Annotated in this window: 16 protein-coding genes and 1 pseudogene; 1 reads left to right on the forward strand and 16 read right to left on the reverse strand. The window is 66.2% G+C overall.

Features of this window, described 5'->3' with window-relative positions; genetic code table 11:
• Positions 1-30 precede the first annotated feature (30 nt).
• From rplW to rpsJ, 4 genes are read right to left on the reverse strand one after another with little or no spacing between them, the layout of a single operon-like run.
• Positions 31-450 (reverse strand): 50S ribosomal protein L23, encoded by a 420-nt coding sequence (gene rplW / locus ACGFYN_RS22930; RefSeq protein WP_384252220.1) that lies wholly within the window; start codon positions 448-450, stop codon positions 31-33.
• Complete coding sequence (rplD, locus tag ACGFYN_RS22935) at positions 450-1,106, reverse strand: 50S ribosomal protein L4 (protein WP_393867691.1); 657 nt, start codon at positions 1,104-1,106, stop codon at positions 450-452. The genes rplW and rplD overlap by 1 nt, the downstream gene beginning before the upstream one ends.
• 7 nt (positions 1,107-1,113) lie before the next feature.
• On the reverse strand, positions 1,114-1,758 hold the full coding sequence (rplC, locus tag ACGFYN_RS22940; protein ID WP_030619125.1) for a 50S ribosomal protein L3: 645 nt from the start codon (positions 1,756-1,758) through the stop codon (positions 1,114-1,116).
• Between the two features lie 17 nt (positions 1,759-1,775).
• Positions 1,776-2,084 carry a 30S ribosomal protein S10 gene (gene rpsJ, locus ACGFYN_RS22945; protein ID WP_003948644.1) on the reverse strand — a complete coding sequence of 103 codons (309 nt, stop codon included), beginning with the start codon at positions 2,082-2,084 and terminating at the stop codon, positions 1,776-1,778.
• 662 nt (positions 2,085-2,746) lie between these two features.
• On the opposite strand from rpsJ, the pseudogene ACGFYN_RS22950 reads away from it, so the two are divergent.
• Positions 2,747-3,835 (forward strand): annotated as a pseudogene (locus ACGFYN_RS22950) (right-handed parallel beta-helix repeat-containing protein); the annotation flags it as partial.
• A 41-nt stretch (positions 3,836-3,876) separates the two neighbouring features.
• Here ACGFYN_RS22950 and ACGFYN_RS22955 read toward each other — a convergent pair.
• From ACGFYN_RS22955 to ACGFYN_RS23010, 12 genes are all read right to left on the reverse strand, one after another.
• Positions 3,877-5,019: an acyltransferase family protein gene (locus tag ACGFYN_RS22955; protein WP_393867692.1), complete on the reverse strand. Its 1,143-nt coding sequence runs from the start codon at positions 5,017-5,019 to the stop codon at positions 3,877-3,879.
• Positions 5,020-5,252: 233 nt separating this feature from the next.
• Positions 5,253-6,446 carry an elongation factor Tu gene (tuf, locus tag ACGFYN_RS22960; protein WP_030046358.1) on the reverse strand — a complete coding sequence of 398 codons (1,194 nt, stop codon included), beginning with the start codon at positions 6,444-6,446 and terminating at the stop codon, positions 5,253-5,255.
• Positions 6,447-6,616: 170 nt separating this feature from the next.
• Positions 6,617-8,743 carry an elongation factor G gene (gene fusA, locus ACGFYN_RS22965; RefSeq protein WP_393867693.1) on the reverse strand — a complete coding sequence of 709 codons (2,127 nt, stop codon included), beginning with the start codon at positions 8,741-8,743 and terminating at the stop codon, positions 6,617-6,619.
• A gap of 39 nt (positions 8,744-8,782) precedes the next feature.
• Positions 8,783-9,253, reverse strand: coding sequence for a 30S ribosomal protein S7 (rpsG, locus tag ACGFYN_RS22970; protein ID WP_003992340.1), 471 nt, complete (start codon positions 9,251-9,253; stop codon positions 8,783-8,785).
• 2 nt (positions 9,254-9,255) lie between these two features.
• Complete coding sequence (gene rpsL / locus ACGFYN_RS22975; protein ID WP_003948652.1) at positions 9,256-9,627, reverse strand: 30S ribosomal protein S12; 372 nt, start codon at positions 9,625-9,627, stop codon at positions 9,256-9,258.
• 309 nt (positions 9,628-9,936) lie between these two features.
• Positions 9,937-10,401, reverse strand: a complete 465-nt coding sequence (locus ACGFYN_RS22980; protein WP_393867926.1) for a DUF1707 and DUF4190 domain-containing protein — start codon at positions 10,399-10,401, stop codon at positions 9,937-9,939.
• 211 nt (positions 10,402-10,612) lie between these two features.
• Positions 10,613-14,512 carry a DNA-directed RNA polymerase subunit beta' gene (locus tag ACGFYN_RS22985; RefSeq protein ID WP_393867694.1) on the reverse strand — a complete coding sequence of 1,300 codons (3,900 nt, stop codon included), beginning with the start codon at positions 14,510-14,512 and terminating at the stop codon, positions 10,613-10,615.
• A gap of 100 nt (positions 14,513-14,612) precedes the next feature.
• The gene (gene rpoB / locus ACGFYN_RS22990; protein WP_393867695.1) at positions 14,613-18,098 is read right to left on the reverse strand and encodes a DNA-directed RNA polymerase subunit beta; all 3,486 of its coding nucleotides are present in this window, start codon (positions 18,096-18,098) and stop codon (positions 14,613-14,615) included.
• Between the two features lie 556 nt (positions 18,099-18,654).
• Entirely contained in the window at positions 18,655-19,044 is a 390-nt protein-coding gene (gene rplL, locus ACGFYN_RS22995) for a 50S ribosomal protein L7/L12 (protein WP_393867927.1), read from the reverse strand.
• Positions 19,045-19,165: 121 nt separating this feature from the next.
• Complete coding sequence (gene rplJ, locus ACGFYN_RS23000) at positions 19,166-19,696, reverse strand: 50S ribosomal protein L10 (protein ID WP_393867696.1); 531 nt, start codon at positions 19,694-19,696, stop codon at positions 19,166-19,168.
• Positions 19,697-19,975: 279 nt separating this feature from the next.
• Positions 19,976-20,839, reverse strand: coding sequence for an LppX_LprAFG lipoprotein (locus tag ACGFYN_RS23005; RefSeq protein WP_393867697.1), 864 nt, complete (start codon positions 20,837-20,839; stop codon positions 19,976-19,978).
• A gap of 111 nt (positions 20,840-20,950) precedes the next feature.
• Positions 20,951-21,859 (reverse strand): hypothetical protein, encoded by a 909-nt coding sequence (locus ACGFYN_RS23010; protein WP_393867698.1) that lies wholly within the window; start codon positions 21,857-21,859, stop codon positions 20,951-20,953.
• Between the last annotated feature and the right edge of the window lie 49 nt (positions 21,860-21,908).

The raw sequence follows: 21,908 nt of genomic DNA on the forward strand, positions 1-21,908 counted from the left end.
CCTCGTCCGATATCGGACGATCCGACCCGCTTACGCGGTCGGACCGCCGAAGATGTCGATACGGTCGCCCTCGGCGAGGGTCACGATCGCGCGCTTGGTGGCGGCACGCTGGCCGAAACCCGTACGGGTCCGCTTGCGCTTGCCCTGGCGGTTGATCGTGTTGACCCCGGTGACCTTGACCGAGAAGACCGCCTGGACGGCCTGCTTGATCTGGGTCTTGTTGGCACTCGGGTCGACGATGAACGTGTACTTGTTCTCGTCGAGAAGCGCGTAGCTCTTCTCGGAGACGACCGGCTTGAGCAGCACGTCACGGGGGTCCGTGTACGACTTGCTCAGCGGGGTCTCGACGGTGTTCTTGCCCTCGGCCTCGTGGCGGCGCGCCTTGGCGACGCGCGCGGCCTTGGCCGCCTTGGCGGCCTTCGAGGCAATGCTCGGGTGACGCGTAGCCATCAGGCCTCGCTCCCTTCGGTGTCAGCGGCCTTGGGGCCAGACACGAAGGACTCGAAAGCGGCCTGGGTGAAGACCACGTCGTCCGAGACGAGAACGTCGTACGTGTTCAGCTGGCCCGGCTCCAGGATGTGGACCTGGGGCAGGTTGCGGGCGGACAGCCACGCGGCCTCGTCGGCGCGGTCGACGACCAGGAGCAGGTTCTTGCGCTCCGAGATCTTGCCGAACAGCGTCCTGGCGGCCTTCGTGGAGGGGGTCTCGCCCGCGATCACGCCGGAGACGACGTGGATGCGGTTGTGGCGGGCCCGGTCGGTGAGGGCGTGGCGCAGGGCCGCGGCCTTCATCTTCTTCGGGGTCCGCTGCGAGTAGTCACGCGGCTGCGGGCCGTGGACGACGCCACCGCCGGCGAACTGCGGGGCGCGGGTCGAACCCTGACGGGCGCGGCCGGTGCCCTTCTGGCGGTACGGCTTCTTGCCGCCACCACGGACTTCACCGCGACGCTTGGTCTTGTGCGTGCCCTGGCGGGCAGCGGCGTTCTGCGCGACGACGACCTGGTGGATCAGCGGGATGCTGATCTTCTCCACGCCGAAGATCTCCGCGGGGAGCTCGACGCTACCGGTCTTCTCGCCTGCAGGCGAAAGGATGTCAACAGTGCTCATCGGTACCTCAGGCCCCCTTGGCCGCGGTGCGGACCAGGACGAGGCCGCCGTTCGGACCGGGAACCGCGCCCTTGATGAGCAGCAGACCCTTCTCCGCGTCAACGGCGTGGACGGTCAGGTTCTGGGTGGTGACCCGCTCGTTGCCCATGCGACCCGCCATGCGGAGGCCCTTGAACACACGGCCCGGGGTGGCGCAGCCACCGATGGAACCGGGAGAGCGGTGCTTGCGCTGGGTGCCGTGACCGGCGCCGAGGCCCTTGAAGTTGTGACGCTTCATGACACCGGCGAAGCCCTTGCCCTTGCTCTTGCCGGTGACGTCGACCTTCACGCCCGCCTCGAAGACCTCGGCGGAGATCTCCTGGCCGAGGGTGTACTCGGAGGCATCCGCGGTGCGGATCTCGACGAGGTGACGGCGGGGGGTGACGTCGGCCTTGGCGAAGTGGCCCTTGAGGGGCTTGTTCACCTTGCGCGGGTCGATCTCGCCGAAGGCGATCTGGACCGACTCGTAGCCGTCCGAGTCATTCGTACGGACCTGGGTGACGACGTTCGGGCCGGCCTTGACGACGGTGACCGGAACAACACGGTTGTTCTCGTCCCACACCTGCGTCATGCCGAGCTTCTCGCCCAGGATGCCCTTGATCTGCTTAGCCATTCTCAGATCACCGGCCCTCAGAGCTTGATCTCGATGTCGACACCGGCCGGGAGGTCGAGTCGCATCAGAGAGTCAACGGTCTTGGGCGTCGGGTCGAGGATGTCGATCAGGCGCTTGTGCGTGCGCATCTCGAAGTGCTCGCGCGAGTCCTTGTACTTGTGCGGCGACTTGATGACGCAGTACACGTTCTTCTCAGTGGGCAGCGGCACCGGGCCCGCGACCGACGCACCAGTACGCGTCACCGTCTCGACGATCTTCTTCGCCGAGGAGTCGATGACCTCGTGGTCGTAGGCCTTGAGCCGGATGCGGATCTTCTGTCCCGCCATGGCTACTCAGTAGTCCTGTCTCTCGTAACGCTCTGGAACCCGGTGTTCCGTAGATCTCTGCCTCCGACCCACGCGGTCGGGTGTGTCGCGCTCTCGCTGACACAGATGTCCCTTGTCCGAACATCCCCGCTGGGAGAGCGCGGCCCTTTCGGAACCGCAGGCCGGGGACGAAGGGTCCACCGGGTGCCTGGCCGGCGCCGCACTGACACTTCCCGGAAGATTCCCGTACGTCCGTCCCAGCGCTGCCTTACGGCAGTTGGGACGACGAGTACTGTGGGACTCGCTTCCAGTCCTCCCGGCGGGAGGCGCGCAGCATCAACACTCGACCGAGCAACTCGGACAGTCTGCCATATGGGGCAGGGGCCTGGCCAATCGAGCCGGAGACAATACCCCGAGGGTGACGCAGGTCAAACCCGCACCCTCCCCGGACCCCCAGCGCGTTCATCCTTGTGAACAAGAATCCATCACTCGTCTATTGACGTGTCCATAGCAAGCGCTTACGGTCCCGTTCCAGAACCGAGAAAGCGCTTTCTCCCTGCACGGCAGCCCTGGTCTCTGACGAACCCGGAGGCACCACCATGCAAGTGAGACCCGTCATCGCGTGCGTCAGCCTGCTGGCAGGCGCGCTCGTCGCGCTGTCCGGCGCTCCGGCGCAGGCCGCGAGCTCCACCCAGTACGTGTCGCCCGGCGGCACCGCCGGCGCGGCCGGAACGCAGTCCGCCCCGACGACGCTCGCCACGGCGATCAGCCGCATCGCGCCCGGCGGCACCATCTATCTGCGCGGCGGCACCTACGCCTACTCCTCCACGATCACGATCCCGGCCGGCAGCGACGGCACCTCAGGCGCACGCACCACCCTGAGTGCCTACCCGGGCGAGACCCCGGTGCTCAACTTCTCGGCGCAGAGCGAGAGTTCGTCCAACCGTGGCCTCCAGCTCAATGCGAACTACTGGCACCTGTACGGCCTCACCGTCGAGCACGCCGGCGACAACGGCATCTACGTCGCCGGCAGCAACAACGTCGTCGAGCGCACGGTGACCGCGTACAACCACGACACCGGGCTGCAGCTCGGCCGGATCTCCTCCGGCACGCCGAGCTCCCAGTGGCCGTCGAACAACCTCGTGGTGAGCTCGGAGTCGCACGACAACGCCGACTCCGACGGCGAGGACGCCGACGGCTTCGCGGCGAAGCTGACCACCGGCACCGGGAACGTCTTCCGCTACGACGTCTCCCACCACAACATCGACGACGGCTGGGACCTCTACACCAAGACCGACACCGGCGCCATCGGCCCGGTGACCATCGAGTACTCGCTCTCCTTCGGCAACGGCACCCTCAGCGACGGCAGCCAGAGCGGCGACGGCGACCGCAACGGCTACAAGCTCGGCGGCGACGACATCGCCGTGAACCACGTGGTCCGGCACAGCATCGCCTACGGCAACGGCCACCACGGGTTCACCTACAACAGCAACCCCGGCACGATGACGATCTCGAACAACGCGAGCATCGACAACGCCGAGCGCAACTTCTCCTTCGACAAGGGCACGTCGGTGTTCCGCACCGACACCTCGTGCCGGTTCACCGTCGACGGCTCGAACGACAAGACGGTCGGCGACGCCGACAGCTCCAACCAGTTCTGGACCGGCACCAACGGCTCCCGCTGCTCCTCCTACAGCGGCACCCTCGGCTGGTCCTTCGCCTCGGACGGTCATCTGGCCGTGACGTTCGGCGGCAAGGTGGTGACGCCCTGAGGAAGGGCGTAGGGGCCCGCGCGACCGCCTCGTACGGGCCCCTACGCCTCTGCGCTGCGAAGCCGCGCGAAGGACGTGTCCAGACCCCGTTTCAGCAGTCTCGCCACCGGCCGCTCCACGAACCGGTGCACGAGCCAGCTCAGGACCAGGAACCCGGTGATCACCAGGGCGACCAGCAGTCGGGGGTCCGTGGTGTCCCGGAGCCGGCTGATCAGCGTCGTACCGGCGACGTAGTGGATCAGATACAGCGGATACGTGAGGCTGCCCGCGGTGACCAGCCACTTCCAGCGGATGCGGTCCGTCGCGCCGAGCGCGATCGCGACCATGGCGAGCAGGAACAGGGTGAAGAGCACCACGCATCCCCGCCAGCCGGAGACGTGCTCGAAGTCGTCGATCCTGAGCCCCAGTTCGCGCTGACCCATCAGCCAGGCCATCGCCAGGACGCCCCACAGCAGCAGGTCCTGGCCGAAGCGGTGCATGAGGTAGAGGGCGAGGCCGGCGATGAAGAACCAGGCGCCGTCCGGGTTGGCGGCCAGCGTCAGCAGATGGAAGTCCGCGACCGGCGCCAGCATCGCCGCCGCGCCCCACACGCAGCAGAAGATCACGACCTTGCGGTACGTCAGACCGGTGGCGACCACGGCCATGAAGAGCAGGTAGAAGCGGAGCTCGGACCAGAGCGTCCAGTAGACGCCGTCGACGCTGTCCACGCCCGAACCGGACTGGAGCATCGTGAGGTTCAGCAGGATGTCGCGCACCTTCAGCCGGTCCCAGACGCCGGGCACGACCACCACGAAGACCGTGGTGAAGACGATGCCGAACCAGTACGCCGGGTAGAGCCGGATCACCCGGGAGACGAAGAACTGCCGCGGGGTGCGCCCCCAGCACGACATGCAGATGACGAAACCGCTGATCACGAAGAAGATCTCGACGCCGATCCAGCCGTAGGTGGCGAGGTGGTACACCGTCGGCATGATCTCGGAGACCGGCCGGTCCCAGACCGCGTTGGCCGGCTGGTCCACACGCCAGCTGCCGGCGTAGTGGTGCACGGCGACCATCAGCGCGGCGACCAGCCGCAGACCGTCGATGGCGTACAGCCGTGGGCGCTCACGGCGCAGTGGGGCGGCGGTCCTGAGGACCTGCACCCTGCGCAGCTGCTGCGTCGGCCGGTCGACCATGACGGACATCGACGATCATCCCCTGTCTGACTGTTCGGGCCCCCTCACGCTAGGGCCTCACATGCGCCCCAAAGCAATCAGACAGGAACATTCGGCACATGGTTGACGGTGAGTTGGTGCAAGTCTCGACCAGCTGTCCCGCGGAGTTCGCCGAGCCTTCACAGGACAACCGAAAGGGCCCGTACGACCGAAGTCGTACGGGCCCTTCAGAGACCTGCCGGGTCAGCCCTTGCGGGCCAAGATCACTTGTTGATCTTGGTGACCTGGCCGGCGCCCACGGTCCGGCCACCCTCACGGATGGCGAACTTCAGGCCCTCCTCCATGGCGACGGGCTGGATGAGCTCCACCTTCATCTCGGTGTTGTCACCCGGCATGACCATCTCGGTGCCCTCGGGGAGGGTCACGACGCCGGTCACGTCCGTCGTACGGAAGTAGAACTGCGGGCGGTAGTTGTTGAAGAACGGCGTGTGGCGGCCACCCTCGTCCTTGGACAGGATGTAGGCCTGGGCCTCGAACTCGGTGTGCGGGGTGACCGAACCGGGCTTGATGATGACCTGGCCGCGCTCGACGTCCTCGCGCTTGATGCCGCGGAGCAGCAGACCGACGTTCTCACCGGCCTGGCCCTCGTCGAGCAGCTTGCGGAACATCTCGATGCCGGTGACCGTGGTGGTGGTCTTCTCCTGCTTGATGCCCACGATGTCAACGGTCTCGTTGACCTTGAGGACACCACGCTCGATACGGCCGGTGACGACCGTACCGCGACCGGTGATCGTGAAGACGTCCTCGATCGGCATGAGGAACGGCTTGTCGACGTCACGCTCGGGCTGCGGGATGTTCTCGTCCACGGCCTTCATCAGCTCGAGGACGGTGTTGCCCCACTCCTTGTCGCCCTCGAGGGCCTTGAGCGCCGAGACCTTGACGACCGGCAGGTCGTCGCCCGGGAACTCGTACTCGGAGAGAAGCTCACGCACCTCGAGCTCGACGAGCTCCAGGATCTCCTCGTCGTCCACCATGTCGGCCTTGTTCAGGGCGACGACGATGTACGGAACGCCGACCTGGCGGGCCAGGAGCACGTGCTCCTTGGTCTGCGGCATCGGGCCGTCGGTGGCGGCGACAACGAGAATGGCGCCGTCCATCTGCGCCGCACCCGTGATCATGTTCTTGATGTAGTCAGCGTGACCGGGGCAGTCGACGTGCGCGTAGTGACGCGTCTCCGTCTGGTACTCGACGTGCGCGATGGAGATGGTGATACCGCGCTGGCGCTCTTCGGGAGCCTTGTCGATCTGGTCGAACGCCGAGGCCTCGTTCAGGTCCGGGTACGCGTCGTGCAGCACCTTGGTAATGGCGGCCGTGAGGGTCGTCTTACCGTGGTCGATGTGACCGATGGTGCCGATGTTGACGTGCGGCTTAGTCCGCTCGAACTTCGCCTTCGCCACTGGGGTCCTCCTGTGGAGTGGTTCTGGTACGCCTTACTTCATCGGCGCCAGGTGATCTTTGCTGTTAGTGCCCGGGCCCCGGGGCATTCCCCCACGATTGGGGAGGAATGCCCCGGCAGGCTCCGGAGTCAAGCCTAAGGCGTGTGAACGCGGTGCGTTAACGCGGTGCGTTACTCGCCCTTGGCCTTCGCGATGATCTCCTCGGCGACGTTCCGCGGAACCTCGGCGTAGGAGTCGAACTGCATGGAGTAGCTGGCCCGGCCGGACGTCTTGCTGCGCAGGTCGCCGACGTAACCGAACATCTCCGAGAGGGGCACGAGGCCCTTCACGACGCGGGCACCGGCCCGCTCCTCCATGGCCTGGATCTGGCCACGGCGGGAGTTGATGTCGCCGATGACCTCACCCATGTAGTCCTCGGGCGTGGTGACCTCGACGGCCATCATCGGCTCGAGCAGCACGGGGCTGGCCTTGCGCGCGGCCTCCTTGAAGGCCTGCGAACCGGCGATCTTGAAGGCGAGCTCGGAGGAGTCGACCTCGTGGTAGCCACCGTCGATCAGCGTGACGCGCACGCCGGTCATCTCGTAGCCCGCGAGGATGCCGAACTGCATGGCCTCCTGCGCACCGGCGTCCACCGAAGGGATGTACTCCTTCGGGATACGGCCACCGGTCACCTTGTTCACGAACTCGTACGAGGCGTCGCCGCCCTCGATGGGCTCGATCGCGATCTGCACCTTGGCGAACTGACCGGTACCACCGGTCTGCTTCTTGTGGGTGTAGTCCACGCGCTCGACGGCCTTGCGGATCGTCTCGCGGTACGCGACCTGCGGCTTGCCGACGTTGGCCTCGACCCGGAACTCACGGCGCATACGGTCGACCAGCACCTCGAGGTGCAGCTCGCCCATACCGCCGATGATGGTCTGGCCGGTCTCCTCGTCCGAGTGGACCTGGAAGGACGGGTCCTCCTCGGCCAGGCGCTGGATCGCGACGCCCAGCTTCTCCTGGTCGCCCTTCGACTTGGGCTCGATGGCGACCTGGATGACCGGCGCCGGGAAGTCCATGGACTCCAGGATCACCGGGTTCTTGTCGTCGCACAGCGTCTCGCCGGTCGTGGTCTGCTTCAGACCCATGACCGCGACGATGTCGCCGGCGCCCACCGACTCGATCTCCTCACGCTTGTTCGCGTGCATACGGTAGATCTTGCCGATGCGCTCCTTGCGGCCCTTGACGGAGTTCAGCACGGCCGTGCCGGACTCCAGGCGGCCCGAGTAGACCCGGACGAAGGTGAGCTTGCCGAGGTGCGGGTCGCTCATGATCTTGAACGCCAGCGCCGACAGCGGCTCCTCGTCGGACGGCTTGCGCTTGACGACCGTCTCCGGGTCCTTCACGTCGTGGCCCTCGATGGCCTCGACGTCCAGGGGGGAGGGGAGGTAGCGCACGACCGCGTCGAGCAGGGGCTGAACGCCCTTGTTCTTGAACGCGGTGCCGCAGAACACCGGGGTGACCGTGGTGTCCTGGGACTTGCCGGACGCGATGGTGATACGACGGATCGCGGCGTACAGCTGCTCCACGGTGGGCTCGGTGCCCTCCAGGTACAGCTCCATGATCTCTTCGTCGTTCTCGGCCACGGCCTCGAGCAGCTTGCCGCGGTACTCCTCGGCGGCCTCGATGTGCGTGTCCGGGATGTCGACGGTGTCGTACATCTCGCCCTTGGTGGCCTCGGCGGACCACACGAGGGCCTTCATCGTCACGAGGTCGACGACGCCCTTGAAGTCGGCCTCGGCACCGATCGGCAGCTGCATCACGATCGGCTGAGCGCCCAGGCGGTCAGAGATCATGTCGACACAGCGGTGGAACTCGGCACCGGTGCGGTCGAGCTTGTTGACGAAGCAGATGCGCGGAACGCCGTAGCGGTCCGCCTGACGCCACACCGTCTCGGACTGCGGCTCGACACCGGCGACGCCGTCGAACACCGTCACGGCACCGTCGAGCACGCGCAGGGACCGCTCCACCTCGACGGTGAAGTCGACGTGACCCGGGGTGTCGATGATGTTGATGGTGTGGTCGACGTCTTCCATCGGCCAGTGACAGGTGGTGGCAGCAGAGGTGATCGTGATGCCACGCTCCTGCTCCTGCTCCATCCAGTCCATGGTGGCGGCGCCGTCGTGGACCTCACCGATCTTGTAGGAGACGCCGGTGTAGAACAGGATCCGCTCGGTGGTGGTCGTCTTGCCCGCGTCGATGTGGGCCATGATCCCGATGTTGCGGACCTTGGCCAGGTCAAGTGAAGTGGTAGCCATAAGGCTTCAGTCTTCTCTCGGTCTCGATGTGGGTAGCGACTACCAGCGGTAGTGCGCGAAGGCCTTGTTGGACTCGGCCATCTTGTGCGTGTCCTCGCGCTTCTTCACAGCGGCGCCAAGGCCGTTGGAGGCGTCGAGAAGCTCGTTGAGCAGACGCTCGGTCATGGTCTTCTCGCGACGGGCGCGGGAGTAGCCGACGAGCCAGCGCAGCGCGAGCGTGTTGGCACGACCGGGCTTGACCTCGATCGGAACCTGGTACGTCGCACCACCGACACGGCGGGACTTGACCTCGAGGGTCGGCTTGATGTTCTCCAGCGCGCGCTTCAGCGTGATGATCGGGTCGTTGCCCGTCTTCTCACGCAGACCTTCCATGGCGCCGTAGACGATGCGCTCGGCGGTGGAGCGCTTGCCGTTCAGCAGCACCTTGTTGATGAGCGACGTCACCAGAGGAGAACCGTAGACCGGGTCGATGATGACCGGGCGCTTCGGGGCGGGGCCCTTACGAGGCATTTCTACTTCTCCTTCTTGGCGCCGTAGCGGGAACGGGCCTGCTTGCGGTTCTTGACACCCTGGGTGTCGAGGGAGCCACGGATGATCTTGTAGCGAACACCCGGCAGGTCCTTCACACGGCCGCCGCGCACGAGCACGATGGAGTGCTCCTGCAGGTTGTGTCCCTCACCCGGAATGTAAGCGGTGACCTCGATCCCGCTGGTCAGACGCACACGCGCGACCTTACGCAGGGCCGAGTTCGGCTTCTTCGGGGTGGTCGTGAACACACGCGTGCAGACGCCACGACGCTGAGGGGAACCCTCGAGTGCGGGCGTCTTGTTCTTCTCGACCTTGTCCTGCCGGCCCTTACGGACCAGCTGCTGGATCGTAGGCACTACTTCTCCGGTTTCTGTGTGCCGAATGGTGAAGCTAACCTGGAACGTCGCCGACCCACGCGGTCGGGTGTGTCGAATCCGGCGGACTTCCGCCGCGAGGCGAAAAGAGCACAGATTACGGTGGCCGCTCACAGCTCGTTATGCGGTTTGAAGGCACGCACGAGAGCCAGGGCACACCCCAGGCACAAGGTCTGAGCGTACCTACCTCATTCGCTGCGGTCAAAACAAATGGGCCTCACCCGCATCGCCGTGCGTTCCATGTCAAGACCATGCACGCTTTGGATCTTCGATTCGCCGCGGCGGCGACCGTCATCCGGAGGCGAGAGCCACCGCGAGGAGCAGCGTCAGCACCAGCGCCCAGCCGGCGGTGGACAGCCAGCCCAGCACCAGTCCGGTCAGCACGAGGCCCTCGCCGGCCTCTCCGGTGCGCTCCATCTCGTTCCGTGCCGTGTGCCCCAGGATGACGGCCGGTATGCCCGTCAGGCCCATCGTCGGCAGGCACAGCAGGCCGCAGACGGCGGCTCCGATCGCCTTGGCGTTCGTCTGCCGCCGTACGACGGGCTGGAACGTCTGCGGCACGGCCACGGCGGCCGCAGGCTGCGGCACAGGGCCCGCGGGCAGGTCGGCGACGAGCACGGCCAGCTCCCCCACCGTGCGCGCCGCATAGGCACGCGCGACCCGCTTCTCGAACTCGTGATGCTCCAGCCGCCCCTCCCCGTACCCGGCCCTGAGCACGTCTACGGCCCGCTCACGGTCGGCGTGGGAGGCAAGCATGGACGGGGGGCTCTGGGCGTGCCACGGCTGCCACTGCGTCGGGTACGACACGGACACCTCCCCCAGAGGCGGCTGAATGCCTTCATCATGCTCCAACGCACCGTTTTCGGCATCGGTTCCCGCAGGGGTTCCTCGTCTCCCCGCCGCCGGCACGCCGAAGGGCGGCCACCCCGGAAGGTGACCGCCCCTCGACTCGGATCAAACCGCTCGCCTACTGGTTGTACGGACCGTAGTCGTAGTCCTCCAGCGGGACGGCCTGGCCGGAGCCGGTGCCGAAGGGCGAGTAGTCGATGTCGTCGTAGCCGACGGCCGAGTACATCGCGGCCTTGGCCTCCTCGGTCGGCTCGACCCGGATGTTGCGGTAGCGGGACAGACCCGTACCGGCCGGGATGAGCTTACCGATGATGACGTTCTCCTTGAGGCCGATGAGCGAGTCGGACTTGGCGTTGATCGCCGCGTCGGTGAGGACTCGCGTCGTCTCCTGGAAGGACGCCGCCGACAGCCAGGACTCCGTGGCCAGCGAGGCCTTGGTGATGCCCATGAGCTGCGGACGACCGGAGGCCGGGTGACCGCCCTCCTGGACCACACGACGGTTCTCGGTCTCGAACTTCGAGCGCTCGACCAGCTCGCCGGGCAGCAGCTCGGCGTCGCCGGACTCGATGATCGTCACACGGCGGAGCATCTGCCGGATGATGATCTCGATGTGCTTGTCGTGGATCGACACACCCTGCGAGTTGTAGACCTTCTGGACCTCGCCGACCAGGTGGACCTGGACGGCACGCTGACCCAGGATGCGCAGCACGTCGTGCGGGTTGGTGGCACCCACGGTGAGCTTCTGGCCCACCTCGACGTGCTCGCCCTCGCTGACCAGAAGACGGGCGCGCTTCGAGATCGGGAACGCCGTCTCGTCGCTGCCGTCGTCCGGGGTGACGACGATCTTCTTGGTCTTCTCGGTCTCCTCGATCCGCACGCGGCCGTTGGCCTCGGAGATCGGGGCGACACCCTTCGGGGTACGGGCCTCGAAGAGCTCGACGACACGCGGCAGACCCTGGGTGATGTCGTCACCGGCCACACCACCGGTGTGGAAGGTACGCATCGTCAGCTGGGTGCCGGGCTCACCGATGGACTGGGCGGCGATGATGCCGACCGCCTCACCGATGTCGACCAGCTTGCCCGTGGCCAGCGAGCGGCCGTAGCACATGGCGCAGGTGCCGACCTGGGACTCGCAGGTGAGGATCGAGCGGGTCTTGACCTCTTCGATCTCGTTGGCGACCAGCTGGTCGATGAGCACGTCACCGAGGTCCACGCCCGCCGGGGCGAGCACCTTGCCGTCGACCACGATGTCCTCGGCGAGGCAGCGCGCGTACACGCTGGTCTCGACGTCCTCCGCCTTGCGCAGGACGCCGTCGGCGCCACGGTCGGCGATCTTGAGGCGCAGACCGCGGTCGGTGCCGCAGTCCTCCTCGCGAATGATGACGTCCTGGGAGACGTCGACCAGACGACGGGTGAGGTAACCGGAGTCGGCGGTACGCAGGGCGGTGTCCGCAAGACCCTTACGGGCACCGTGCGTGGAGATGAAGTACTCCAGCACGGACAGTCCCTCACGGAACGACGCCTTGATCGGACGCGGGATCGTCTCGTTCTTCGCGTTCGACACCAGACCACGCATACCGGCGATCTGACGCATCTGCATCATGTTTCCTCGGGCACCCGAGTCAACCATCATGAAGATGGGGTTCGTCTTCGGGAAGTTCGCGTTCATCGCCTCGGCGACCTCGTTGGTCGCCTTGGTCCAGATCGCGATGAGCTCCTGCGTGCGCTCGTCCTTGGTGATCAGACCGCGCTCGTACTGCTTCTGGACCTTCTCGTCCTGCGCCTCGTAGCCCTTGACGATCTCCTTCTTCGCCTCGGGAACGACGATGTCGGAGATGGCCACGGTGACGCCGGAGCGGGTCGCCCAGAAGAAGCCGGCCGCCTTCAGGTTGTCGAGCGTCGCCGCCACGATGACCTTGGGGTAGCGCTCGGCGAGGTCGTTGACGATCTCGGAGAGCTGCTTCTTGCCGACCTCGTAGTCGACGAACGGGTAGTCCTCGGGCAGCAGCTCGTTGAAGAGCGCACGGCCCAGCGTGGTCTTCAGCCGGAAGCTGTCACCCTGCTGCCACTCGGGGTCGCCCTCCTCCTGCGCCGGAGGCGTCCAGCCGCGCGGCGGGATGGTGCCCACCGGGAAGCGGATGTCCACCTTCGACTGCAGCGAGAGCTCGCCGGCGTCGAACGCCATGATCGCCTCGGCCGCGGAGCCGAAGGACCGGTCCTCGCCCTTGACGTTGCGCAGCGCCCCGTCGGTGGTCAGGAAGAACAGACCGAGGACCATGTCCTGGGTCGGCATCGTGACCGGACGGCCGTCGGCGGGCTTGAGGATGTTGTTCGAGGACAGCATCAGGATGCGGGCCTCGGCCTGCGCCTCCGCGGACAGCGGCAGGTGCACGGCCATCTGGTCACCGTCGAAGTCCGCGTTGAACGCGGTGCAGACGAGCGGGTGGATCTGGATGGCCTTGCCCTCGACCAGCTGCGGCTCGAAGGCCTGGATGCCGAGGCGGTGCAGGGTGGGAGCACGGTTGAGCAGCACCGGGTGCTCGGCGATGACCTCTTCGAGGACGTCGTACACGACGGTGCGGCCGCGCTCCACCATGCGCTTGGCGCTCTTGATGTTCTGCGCGTGGTTGAGGTCCACGAGCCGCTTCATCACGAACGGCTTGAAGAGCTCCAGCGCCATGGCCTTGGGCAGACCGCACTGGTGCAGCTTCAGCTGCGGGCCGACGACGATGACGGAACGCGCCGAGTAGTCGACTCGCTTGCCGAGCAGGTTCTGACGGAAGCGGCCCTGCTTGCCCTTGAGCATGTCGGACAGCGACTTCAGCGGACGGTTGCCGGGGCCCGTCACCGGGCGGCCGCGACGGCCGTTGTCGAAGAGCGCGTCGACGGCCTCCTGGAGCATGCGCTTCTCGTTGTTCACGATGATCTCGGGCGCACCGAGGTCGAGAAGGCGCTTCAGGCGGTTGTTGCGGTTGATCACACGGCGGTACAGGTCGTTCAGGTCGGAGGTCGCGAAGCGGCCACCGTCCAGCTGCACCATCGGGCGAAGGTCCGGCGGGATGACCGGGACGCAGTCGAGGACCATGCCCTTGGGGCTGTTGCTCGTCTGCAGGAACGCGGAGACGACCTTCAGCCGCTTCAGCGCACGGGTCTTCTTCTGGCCCTTGCCGGTGCGGATGATCTCGCGGAGCTTCTCGGCCTCCTCCTCGAGGTCGAAGGACTCCAGGCGCTTCTGCAGCGCCGCGGCACCCATCGAACCGTCGAAGTACGTGCCGAAGCGGTCGCGCAGCTCGCGGTAGAGCAGCTCGTCGCCCTCGAGGTCCTGGACCTTGAGGTTCTTGAACCGGGTCCACACCTCGTCGAGGCGGTCGATCTCGCGCTGCGCACGGTCGCGCAGCTGCTTCATCTCGCGCTCGGCACCCTCGCGCACCTTGCGGCGCACGTCGGCCTTGGCACCCTCGGCCTCCAACTCGGCCAGGTCGGACTCGAGCTTCTTGGCGCGGGCCTCCAGGTCGGAGTCCCGGCGGTTCTCGACCTGCTGCCGCTCGACGGAGACGTGCGCCTCCAGGGAGGGCAGGTCGCGGGTGCGGCGCTCCTCGTCGACGTACGTGATCATGTACGCCGCGAAGTAGATGACCTTCTCGAGGTCCTTGGGCGCCAGGTCCAGCAGGTAGCCGAGGCGCGACGGGACACCCTTGAAGTACCAGATGTGCGTGACGGGGGCAGCCAGTTCGATGTGGCCCATCCGCTCACGGCGCACCTTGGCGCGAGTCACCTCGACGCCGCAGCGCTCACAGATGATGCCCTTGAAGCGGACACGCTTGTACTTGCCGCAGTAGCACTCCCAGTCCCGGGTCGGACCGAAGATCTTCTCGCAGAAGAGTCCGTCCTTTTCGGGCTTGAGGGTGCGGTAGTTGATGGTCTCGGGCTTCTTGACCTCGCCGTGGCTCCACTGACGGATGTCGTCAGCGGTGGCCAGGCCGATCCGGAGCTCGTCGAAGAAGTTGACGTCGAGCACTATGCGTCAATCCCTCTCAGGGTTGTAAGTCTGGGGGTCTGATACGGGGGTCCAGGGGCCGGCCGGAGGTTCCTCACCAGGGCCTCCGGCCGGACTCCCGTCAGACCTCTTCGACGCTGCTCGGCTCACGCCGGGACAGGTCGATGCCGAGCTCCTCCGCAGCGCGGAAGACATCCTCGTCGGTGTCACGCATCTCGATGGACATACCGTCGCTGGACAGCACCTCCACGTTCAGGCAGAGCGACTGCATCTCCTTGATGAGCACCTTGAAGGACTCGGGGATGCCGGGCTCGGGGATGTTCTCGCCCTTGACGATGGCCTCGTAGACCTTCACGCGGCCGGTGACGTCGTCGGACTTGATGGTCAGCAGCTCCTGGAGGGCGTAGGCGGCGCCGTATGCCTCCAGCGCCCACACCTCCATCTCGCCGAACCGCTGGCCACCGAACTGGGCCTTACCACCCAGCGGCTGCTGGGTGATCATCGAGTAGGGGCCGGTCGAGCGGGCGTGCAGCTTGTCGTCGACCAGGTGGTGGAGCTTCAGGATGTACATGTAGCCGACCGAGATCGGCTCCGGGAACGGCTCGCCGGAGCGGCCGTCGAACAACGGTGCCTTACCGGTCGGGAGCACCATGCGCTCGCCGTCGCGGTTCGGGATCGTGTGGTTCAGCAGACCGGCCAGCTCGTCCTCACGCGCACCGTCGAAGACGGGGGTGGCGACGTTGGTGCCGGGCTCGACCTTGTCGGCCGCGATGGCCTGCAGTCGCTGCGCCCAGTCGTCCGCGAGGCCGGAGACGTCCCAGCCGCGGCTGGCGAGCCAGCCGAGGTGGATCTCCAGGACCTGTCCCGGGTTCATTCGGGACGGGACACCCAGCGGGTTCAGGATGATGTCGACCGGAGTTCCGTCCTCGAGGAACGGCATGTCCTCGATGGGCAGGATCTTCGAGATGACACCCTTGTTGCCGTGTCGGCCGGCGAGCTTGTCACCGTCGGTGATCTTGCGCTTCTGCGCCACGTACACGCGCACCAGCTGGTTCACACCGGGGGGAAGCTCGTCGCCCTCCTCGCGGTCGAAGACGCGGACGCCGATGACCTTGCCGGTCTCGCCGTGCGGCACCTTCAGCGAGGTGTCACGCACCTCACGGGCCTTCTCACCGAAGATCGCGCGCAGCAGGCGCTCCTCCGGCGTCAGCTCGGTCTCGCCCTTCGGGGTCACCTTGCCGACGAGGATGTCGCCGGCGATGACCTCGGCGCCGATGCGGATGATGCCGCGCTCGTCGAGGTCGGCGAGGACCTCCTCGGAGACGTTCGGGATGTCCCGGGTGATCTCCTCGGGGCCGAGCTTGGTGTCACGGGCGTCGACCTCGTGCTCCTCGATGTGGATCGAGGAGAGGACGTCGTCCTGTACGAGGCGCTGCGACAGGATGATCGCGTCCTCGTAGTTGTGACCCTCCCACGGCATGAACGCCACGAGCAGGTTCTTGCCGAGGGCCATCTCGCCGTTCTCGGTGGCCGGACCGTCGGCCAGGACCTGGCCCTCGATGATCCGGTCGCCCTCGTTGACGATGACCTTCTGGTTGACCGAGGTGCCCTGGTTGGAGCGGGCGAACTTGGCCAGGCGGTACGTGATGTACGTGCCGTCGTCGTTGGCGGTGGTGATGTAGTCCGCGGAGACCTCCTGGACCACACCCGCCTTCTCGGCCTTGACCACGTCGCCGGCGTCGACGGCGGAGCGGTACTCCATGCCGGTACCGACGAGCGGGGACTCGCTCTTGATCAGCGGCACGGCCTGACGCATCATGTTCGCGCCCATGAGGGCACGGTTGGCGTCGTCGTGCTCGAGGAACGGGATCATGGCGGTCGCGACCGACACCATCTGGCGCGGCGAGACGTCCATGTAGTCCACGTCGTCACCGGCGACGTAGTCGACCTCGCCGCCACGGCGGCGGACCAGGACACGGTTCTCGGCGAAGCGCATGTCGTCCGAGAGCGTGGCGTTGGCCTGCGCGATGACGAATCGGTCCTCTTCGTCGGCCGTCAGGTAGTCCACCTCGTCGGTGACCTGACCGTCGACGACCTTGCGGTACGGGGTCTCGACGAAACCGAACGCGTTGACCCGGCCGTAGGAGGCGAGCGAGCCGATCAGACCGATGTTCGGGCCTTCGGGCGTCTCGATCGGGCACATGCGGCCGTAGTGCGAGGGGTGCACGTCACGGACCTCGAAGCCGGCCCGCTCACGGGAAAGACCACCCGGGCCAAGGGCCGACAGGCGGCGCTTGTGGGTGAGACCCGACAGCGGGTTGTTCTGGTCCATGAACTGCGACAGCTGGCTGGTGCCGAAGAACTCCTTGATGGAGGCGACGACCGGCCGGATGTTGATCAGGGTCTGCGGCGTGATCGCCTCGACGTCCTGCGTGGTCATGCGCTCACGGACGACGCGCTCCATACGAGCCAGACCCGTGCGGACCTGGTTCTGGATGAGCTCGCCGACGCTGCGCAGACGACGGTTGCCGAAGTGGTCGATGTCGTCGGTCTCGACGACAATGTCCGTGCCGCTGTCCCCGGTGGTCTCGGTCTCGCCGGCGTGCAGCTTCACCAGGTACTTGATCGTCGAGATGATGTCCTCGACGGTCAGGATGCCCGCGTCCAGCGGAGCGTCCGCACCCAGCTTCTTGTTGACCTTGTAGCGGCCGACCTTGGCGAGGTCGTAGCGCTTGGGGTTGAAGTACAGGTTCTCCAGCAGCGTCTGCGCGGCCTCACGCGTCGGGGGCTCGCCCGGGCGCAGCTTGCGGTAGATGTCGAGCAGCGCGTCGTCCTGGCCCTGGGTGTGGTCCTTCTCCAGGGTGGCGCGCATCGACTCGTACTCGCCGAACTCCTCGAGGATCTGCTCGGTGGTCCAGCCGAGAGCCTTCAGGAGAACGGTGACGGACTGCTTGCGCTTGCGGTCGATGCGGACACCGACCATGTCGCGCTTGTCGATCTCCATCTCCAGCCAGGCACCCCGGGACGGGATGATCTTGGCCGAGAAGATGTCCTTGTCGGACGTCTTGTCGATGGAGGAGTCGAAGTAGACACCCGGCGAACGGACCAGCTGCGACACCACGACACGCTCGGTGCCGTTGATGACGAAGGTGCCCTTGTTGGTCATGAGCGGGAAGTCGCCCATGAAGACCGTCTGGGACTTGATCTCGCCGGTCTCGTTGTTGGTGAACTCGGCCGTGACGAAGAGCGGGGCCGCGTACGTGAAGTCGCGCTCCTTGCACTCGTCGATGCTGTTCTTCGGCGGCTCGAAACGGTGGTCGCGGAACGTCAGCGACATCGACCCGGAGAAGTCCTCGATCGGGGAGATCTCCTCGAAGATCTCCTCCAGACCGGACTTGGTGGGGACATCCTGACCGGACTCCAGAGCCTCCTCGACCCGACTCTGCCAGGCGGTGTTGCCGAGCAGCCAGTCAAAGCTCTCGGTCTGCAGCGCGAGCAGGTTGGGAACCTCGAGAGGCTCCTTGATCTTTGCAAAAGAGATGCGCAGCGGGGCAGTGCTGGCGGCATTGTTCGTATTCGCGGTCGAGGCATTGCGCGAGGCGGCCAAGAGGGGGTCCTTCCGAGGGCTCGGACTCACTACGCGCGTACCGGTCCCTCTCCGACGCACAGAGACAGATTCCTCTGAAATGACGGCTTGGCCAGGTCAGAGGTGTTCTGATCGTCGGTGCTGAGGCGAGGGCAGACCCCTGGTGACGGGCAGGGGGCAGCTAACAGGCAGCGCAAAGGGTCAGTGTAGCCACTTGGCACACTGATGTCCAGCCCCGATTTTCTGTGACCCTCGTTGTCCTCAACGCCCTCGGCATGCCTGCCCTCGATGCACGTTGATACTGCCCTCTTCGTCGCCGATCCATGCCTCGGATTCGGATCCTTGTGACGACGCGTCCTGAGAATTGCGCGCTGCGTGCGGTTCGTCAAGGCCCCCATGGCCCAAACCACATGCCACCTGGGGTGCTTGGAGGCACGACGAAGATCACCATACTCCGCACACCCACCGGTGCAAGGCAGCCGCCGCCCGACGCCCAGGAACGCCGAAGAGCGACCACCCGGATGGATGATCGCTCTTTCGCGCTCAGGCGTTACAGGCTCTGTGAGCCTGAAAGGTCTTACTTGACCTCGACGGAGGCGCCGGCGCCCTTGAGGGACTCGGCGGCCTTCTCGGCGGCGTCCTTGGCGACCTTCTCGAGAACGGGCTTCGGGGCGCCGTCCACGAGGTCCTTGGCCTCCTTCAGACCCAGGGAGGTCAGCTCACGCACGACCTTGATGACCTGGATCTTCTTGTCGCCGGCACCCGTGAGGATGACGTCGAACTCGTCCTGCTCCTCGGCCTGGTCGGCGCCGGCACCGGCACCACCCGCGGGGGCGGCGACGGCGACCGCGGCGGCGGCAGCGGTGACGTCGAACTTGTCCTCGAACGCCTTCACGAACTCGGAGAGCTGGATGAGGGTCATGCCCTCGAACTCGGCGAGCAGTTCGTCCTGGGTGAGAGCCACGATGGCTTTCCTTCCACTAATTCGGCTGGTGCCGTATGTACATGTCTGGCGGGCGTACGTCCGGCCCGCTACGACCGCTTCCTCGGGCCCTGGGCCTCAGGCGGCGGTCATTTCGCGAGCCGAGTTACTCGGCACCGCCCTGCTCGTCCTGCTTGGCGCGAAGGGCGTCCACGGTGCGGACGAGCTTCGACGGGAGCGCCTGGAAGACCTGAGCAGCCTGCGTCTGCTTGCCCTTCATGGCACCCGCCAGCTTGGCGAGCAGAACCTCGCGGGACTCGAGGTCCGCAAGCTTCTTGATCTCGTCGGCGGACAGCGCCTTGCCGTCAAGGACACCGCCCTTGATGACGAGGTTCGGGTTGTCCTTGGCGAAGTCACGAAGACCCTTGGCCGACTCCACCGGGTCACCGGTGACGAAGGCGACCGCCGTCGGACCGTTGAACAGGTCGTCGAGCGTGTTGATCCCGGCCGCGTTGGCCGCGATCTTGGTCAGCGTGTTCTTCACCACGGCGTACTCGGAGTTCTCACCGAGCGAACGGCGCAGCGTCTTGAGCTGGGCCACGGTGAGACCCCGGTACTCGGTCAGCACAGCGGCGTTCGAGCTGCGGAACTTGTCCGTGAGCTCGGCTACCGTGGCAGCCTTGTCGGGCGTCGGCATAGAGCGTCGGCCTCCTTCCGGGTGATGAGGACCGCTCAAAAGGAGGCTGGGAAAACGAAACGCCCCGGCGCAGGCGCACGGGGCGTAGCTCGACCGATATCCCCATGGAGTGGGGTTCCGGGAGCACTTCCACAGTCACCTGCGCGGGTCGTCCGCCATTCAGCGGATCCTTCGGCCACCGGGCCCTCTTGCGAGCGCACGGCAACGACCAGCGGTCTTTGGCTTCTGTAGGAGAGTACGTGACCGGCTCGCCGTCAGGCAAATCCGGTCCTACGGCGCTCAGCCGCTCTGGGCCTGCTTCATCATCTCGGCCAGGTCGGCGGTGTCCTTGGCGGGCGGGGCCGTGACGGTCACCGGCTTGTTGTAGTCGAGGAAGGTGATGGTCATGTCCATCGGCCCCTTGTCGGCGTCGCCGCGCATCCGGAACTGCTTGGTGTGGTCGTCGCCATCGATCCACATGTCCATGGTCATCGAGTCGATGCCCATCTTCTGGTACTGCTCGAGGCTCTTCTCGCGCTGCTCACGGACGGTCTTGTTCTCACCCTTGAGGGAGGCCTTGAGATCGGCGACGGTGACCGTGCCCTTGTAGTGGGTGGTCTTCACGCCCTCGACGGTCTCGGTGCCGACCTTCTTCACGTCCTTGGAGCCGGTGAGGAAGGTGGATTCGCTGGCCGGGTTCTTGTCGGCCTGGCCGGCGCCCAGCTGGTCGGCGTTCAGCTCCTTGTCGGAGCCGAGGGCGGACATGTCGAACTTGATCCAGCTCTTGCCGTCCATCTCCTTGGACATCTCGGCGTTCCCGCCGATGTACATGGCCTTGCCGACGAGCCGGATCTCGACCGGACCGTCGGTGGCCTGGTCCTGCGCCGTCATCTTCATGCTCATGGCCAGCGGCTTCATGCTCATCGCCGCCTCGCCGGAGACCTGCCCCTCGCCGGGGACCTTGCCGGTCATCCGGTAGCGCAGAGACGTGATGTCCTCGGTGTTCTTGGCGGCCTTGGCGACGGCCGCCGCGGGCGTCATCGCCGGCGACTGCTCCGCCTTGTCGCCCTTCTGGCAGGCGACCGCTCCCCCGGCGAACAGCAGGGCCACGAGGCCGGCACCCATCGCTCTGCGACGTACCGGACCACGAACGGCAGACTCCATCGATTCCCCCCAAAGGAATACATGGCTGATACACAGTAAGGACGCGAGCCTAACCCCAAGAGGTGGCAAAGGTCATCTCAATTCCCGTGTGAATCACGCGCACCAACCGTCTCAGGAGCCACTGCCATTCAGGTTCTGCTTCTTCAGCAGCTCCCTGAAGTCCTCGGTGTCGCCCGCCGGCGGCCTCCTGGCGGACGCCTTCACGCCGTAGTCGCTGTAGTACGCGGTCTGGCTGTACTCACCGGCCGACATCCGGCCCTTCTCCGTCTTCTTGACCAGCAGGTCCTTGCCGTCGACCCATATGTCCACGCTCTCCGTGCTGACGCCGGCCTGGGTGAGCTGCTTCCTCAGTCCGGCCAGCTGGCTCGCGGAGAGGCTGGAGTTCTTGCCGGCGAGGTCGGCGACGTCCACCGTGCCCGAGTAGTGCGTGGTGTCCACGCCGCGCACCGTCTCGCTGCCGACCTTCTTGACGTCCCCGGAGGCGAGCAGCAGCTTCACCGACTGGTTGGGCGTCGTGTTCTGCATCTGGTCCTTGAGGTAGGCGCCGGAGCTGCCGCCGAGTTCGGCGAGGTCGTCGTAGCCGTACCGGATCCAGTGCTTGCCGCCCGCCTGCTGGGCGAACTTCTCGCCCATCTTGGCGTAGTAGGCGTCGGGCAGATAGCGGGCCTGCATCGAGGTGGTGCCGAGCCGGCGCATGGTGTCCGCCATGGTCCCGCCGGTGTACGTGATGGTGAGGTTGCCGGTGAGTCCGTCGGCCCAGCCGAGGGCGCCGTCGGCCGTCATGGACATCAGCGAGCCCATCGTGGTCGTCGACTCGACCTTGGCGGAGTCGGCGCCGTCGGTGGACTTCTCGGCACTACGCAGCGCGGCCATGGGGCTGACGTGCGTCGCGCCCCGGCCGGACGCCTTGTCGTCCTTGCCGCCCCCCGAGGAGTCCGAGGAGCTACAGGCCGCCACCCCCGACAGTGCGGTCAACACCGCGACGGCAAGGCCCACTTGGCGCGCTGTCGTGCTCTTCATCCGTCCCCCACCCCTATGCGGTCACTGTGCCTGCACGCTAACGCAGGGC

Origin of the sequence: Streptomyces sp. NPDC048419, assembly GCF_043200415.1 — a bacterium.
Classification (GTDB): Bacteria; Actinomycetota; Actinomycetes; order Streptomycetales; family Streptomycetaceae; genus Streptomyces.

Excerpts from the sequence above, each read along its gene's own strand:
- rplW (WP_384252220.1), bottom strand. The coding sequence starts at position 450 with ATGGCTACGCGTCACCCGAGCATTGCCTCGAAGGCCGCCAAGGCGGCC.
- rplD (WP_393867691.1), bottom strand. The coding sequence starts at position 1,106 with ATGAGCACTGTTGACATCCTTTCGCCTGCAGGCGAGAAGACCGGTAGC.
- rplC (WP_030619125.1), bottom strand. The coding sequence starts at position 1,758 with ATGGCTAAGCAGATCAAGGGCATCCTGGGCGAGAAGCTCGGCATGACG.
- rpsJ (WP_003948644.1), bottom strand. The coding sequence starts at position 2,084 with ATGGCGGGACAGAAGATCCGCATCCGGCTCAAGGCCTACGACCACGAG.
- ACGFYN_RS22955 (WP_393867692.1), bottom strand. The coding sequence starts at position 5,019 with ATGTCCGTCATGGTCGACCGGCCGACGCAGCAGCTGCGCAGGGTGCAG.
- fusA (WP_393867693.1), bottom strand. The coding sequence starts at position 8,743 with ATGGCTACCACTTCACTTGACCTGGCCAAGGTCCGCAACATCGGGATC.
- rpsG (WP_003992340.1), bottom strand. The coding sequence starts at position 9,253 with ATGCCTCGTAAGGGCCCCGCCCCGAAGCGCCCGGTCATCATCGACCCG.
- ACGFYN_RS22980 (WP_393867926.1), bottom strand. The coding sequence starts at position 10,401 with ATGCTTGCCTCCCACGCCGACCGTGAGCGGGCCGTAGACGTGCTCAGG.
- rplJ (WP_393867696.1), bottom strand. The coding sequence starts at position 19,696 with ATGCCGACGCCCGACAAGGCTGCCACGGTAGCCGAGCTCACGGACAAG.
- ACGFYN_RS23005 (WP_393867697.1), bottom strand. The coding sequence starts at position 20,839 with ATGGAGTCTGCCGTTCGTGGTCCGGTACGTCGCAGAGCGATGGGTGCC.
- ACGFYN_RS23010 (WP_393867698.1), bottom strand. The coding sequence starts at position 21,859 with ATGAAGAGCACGACAGCGCGCCAAGTGGGCCTTGCCGTCGCGGTGTTG.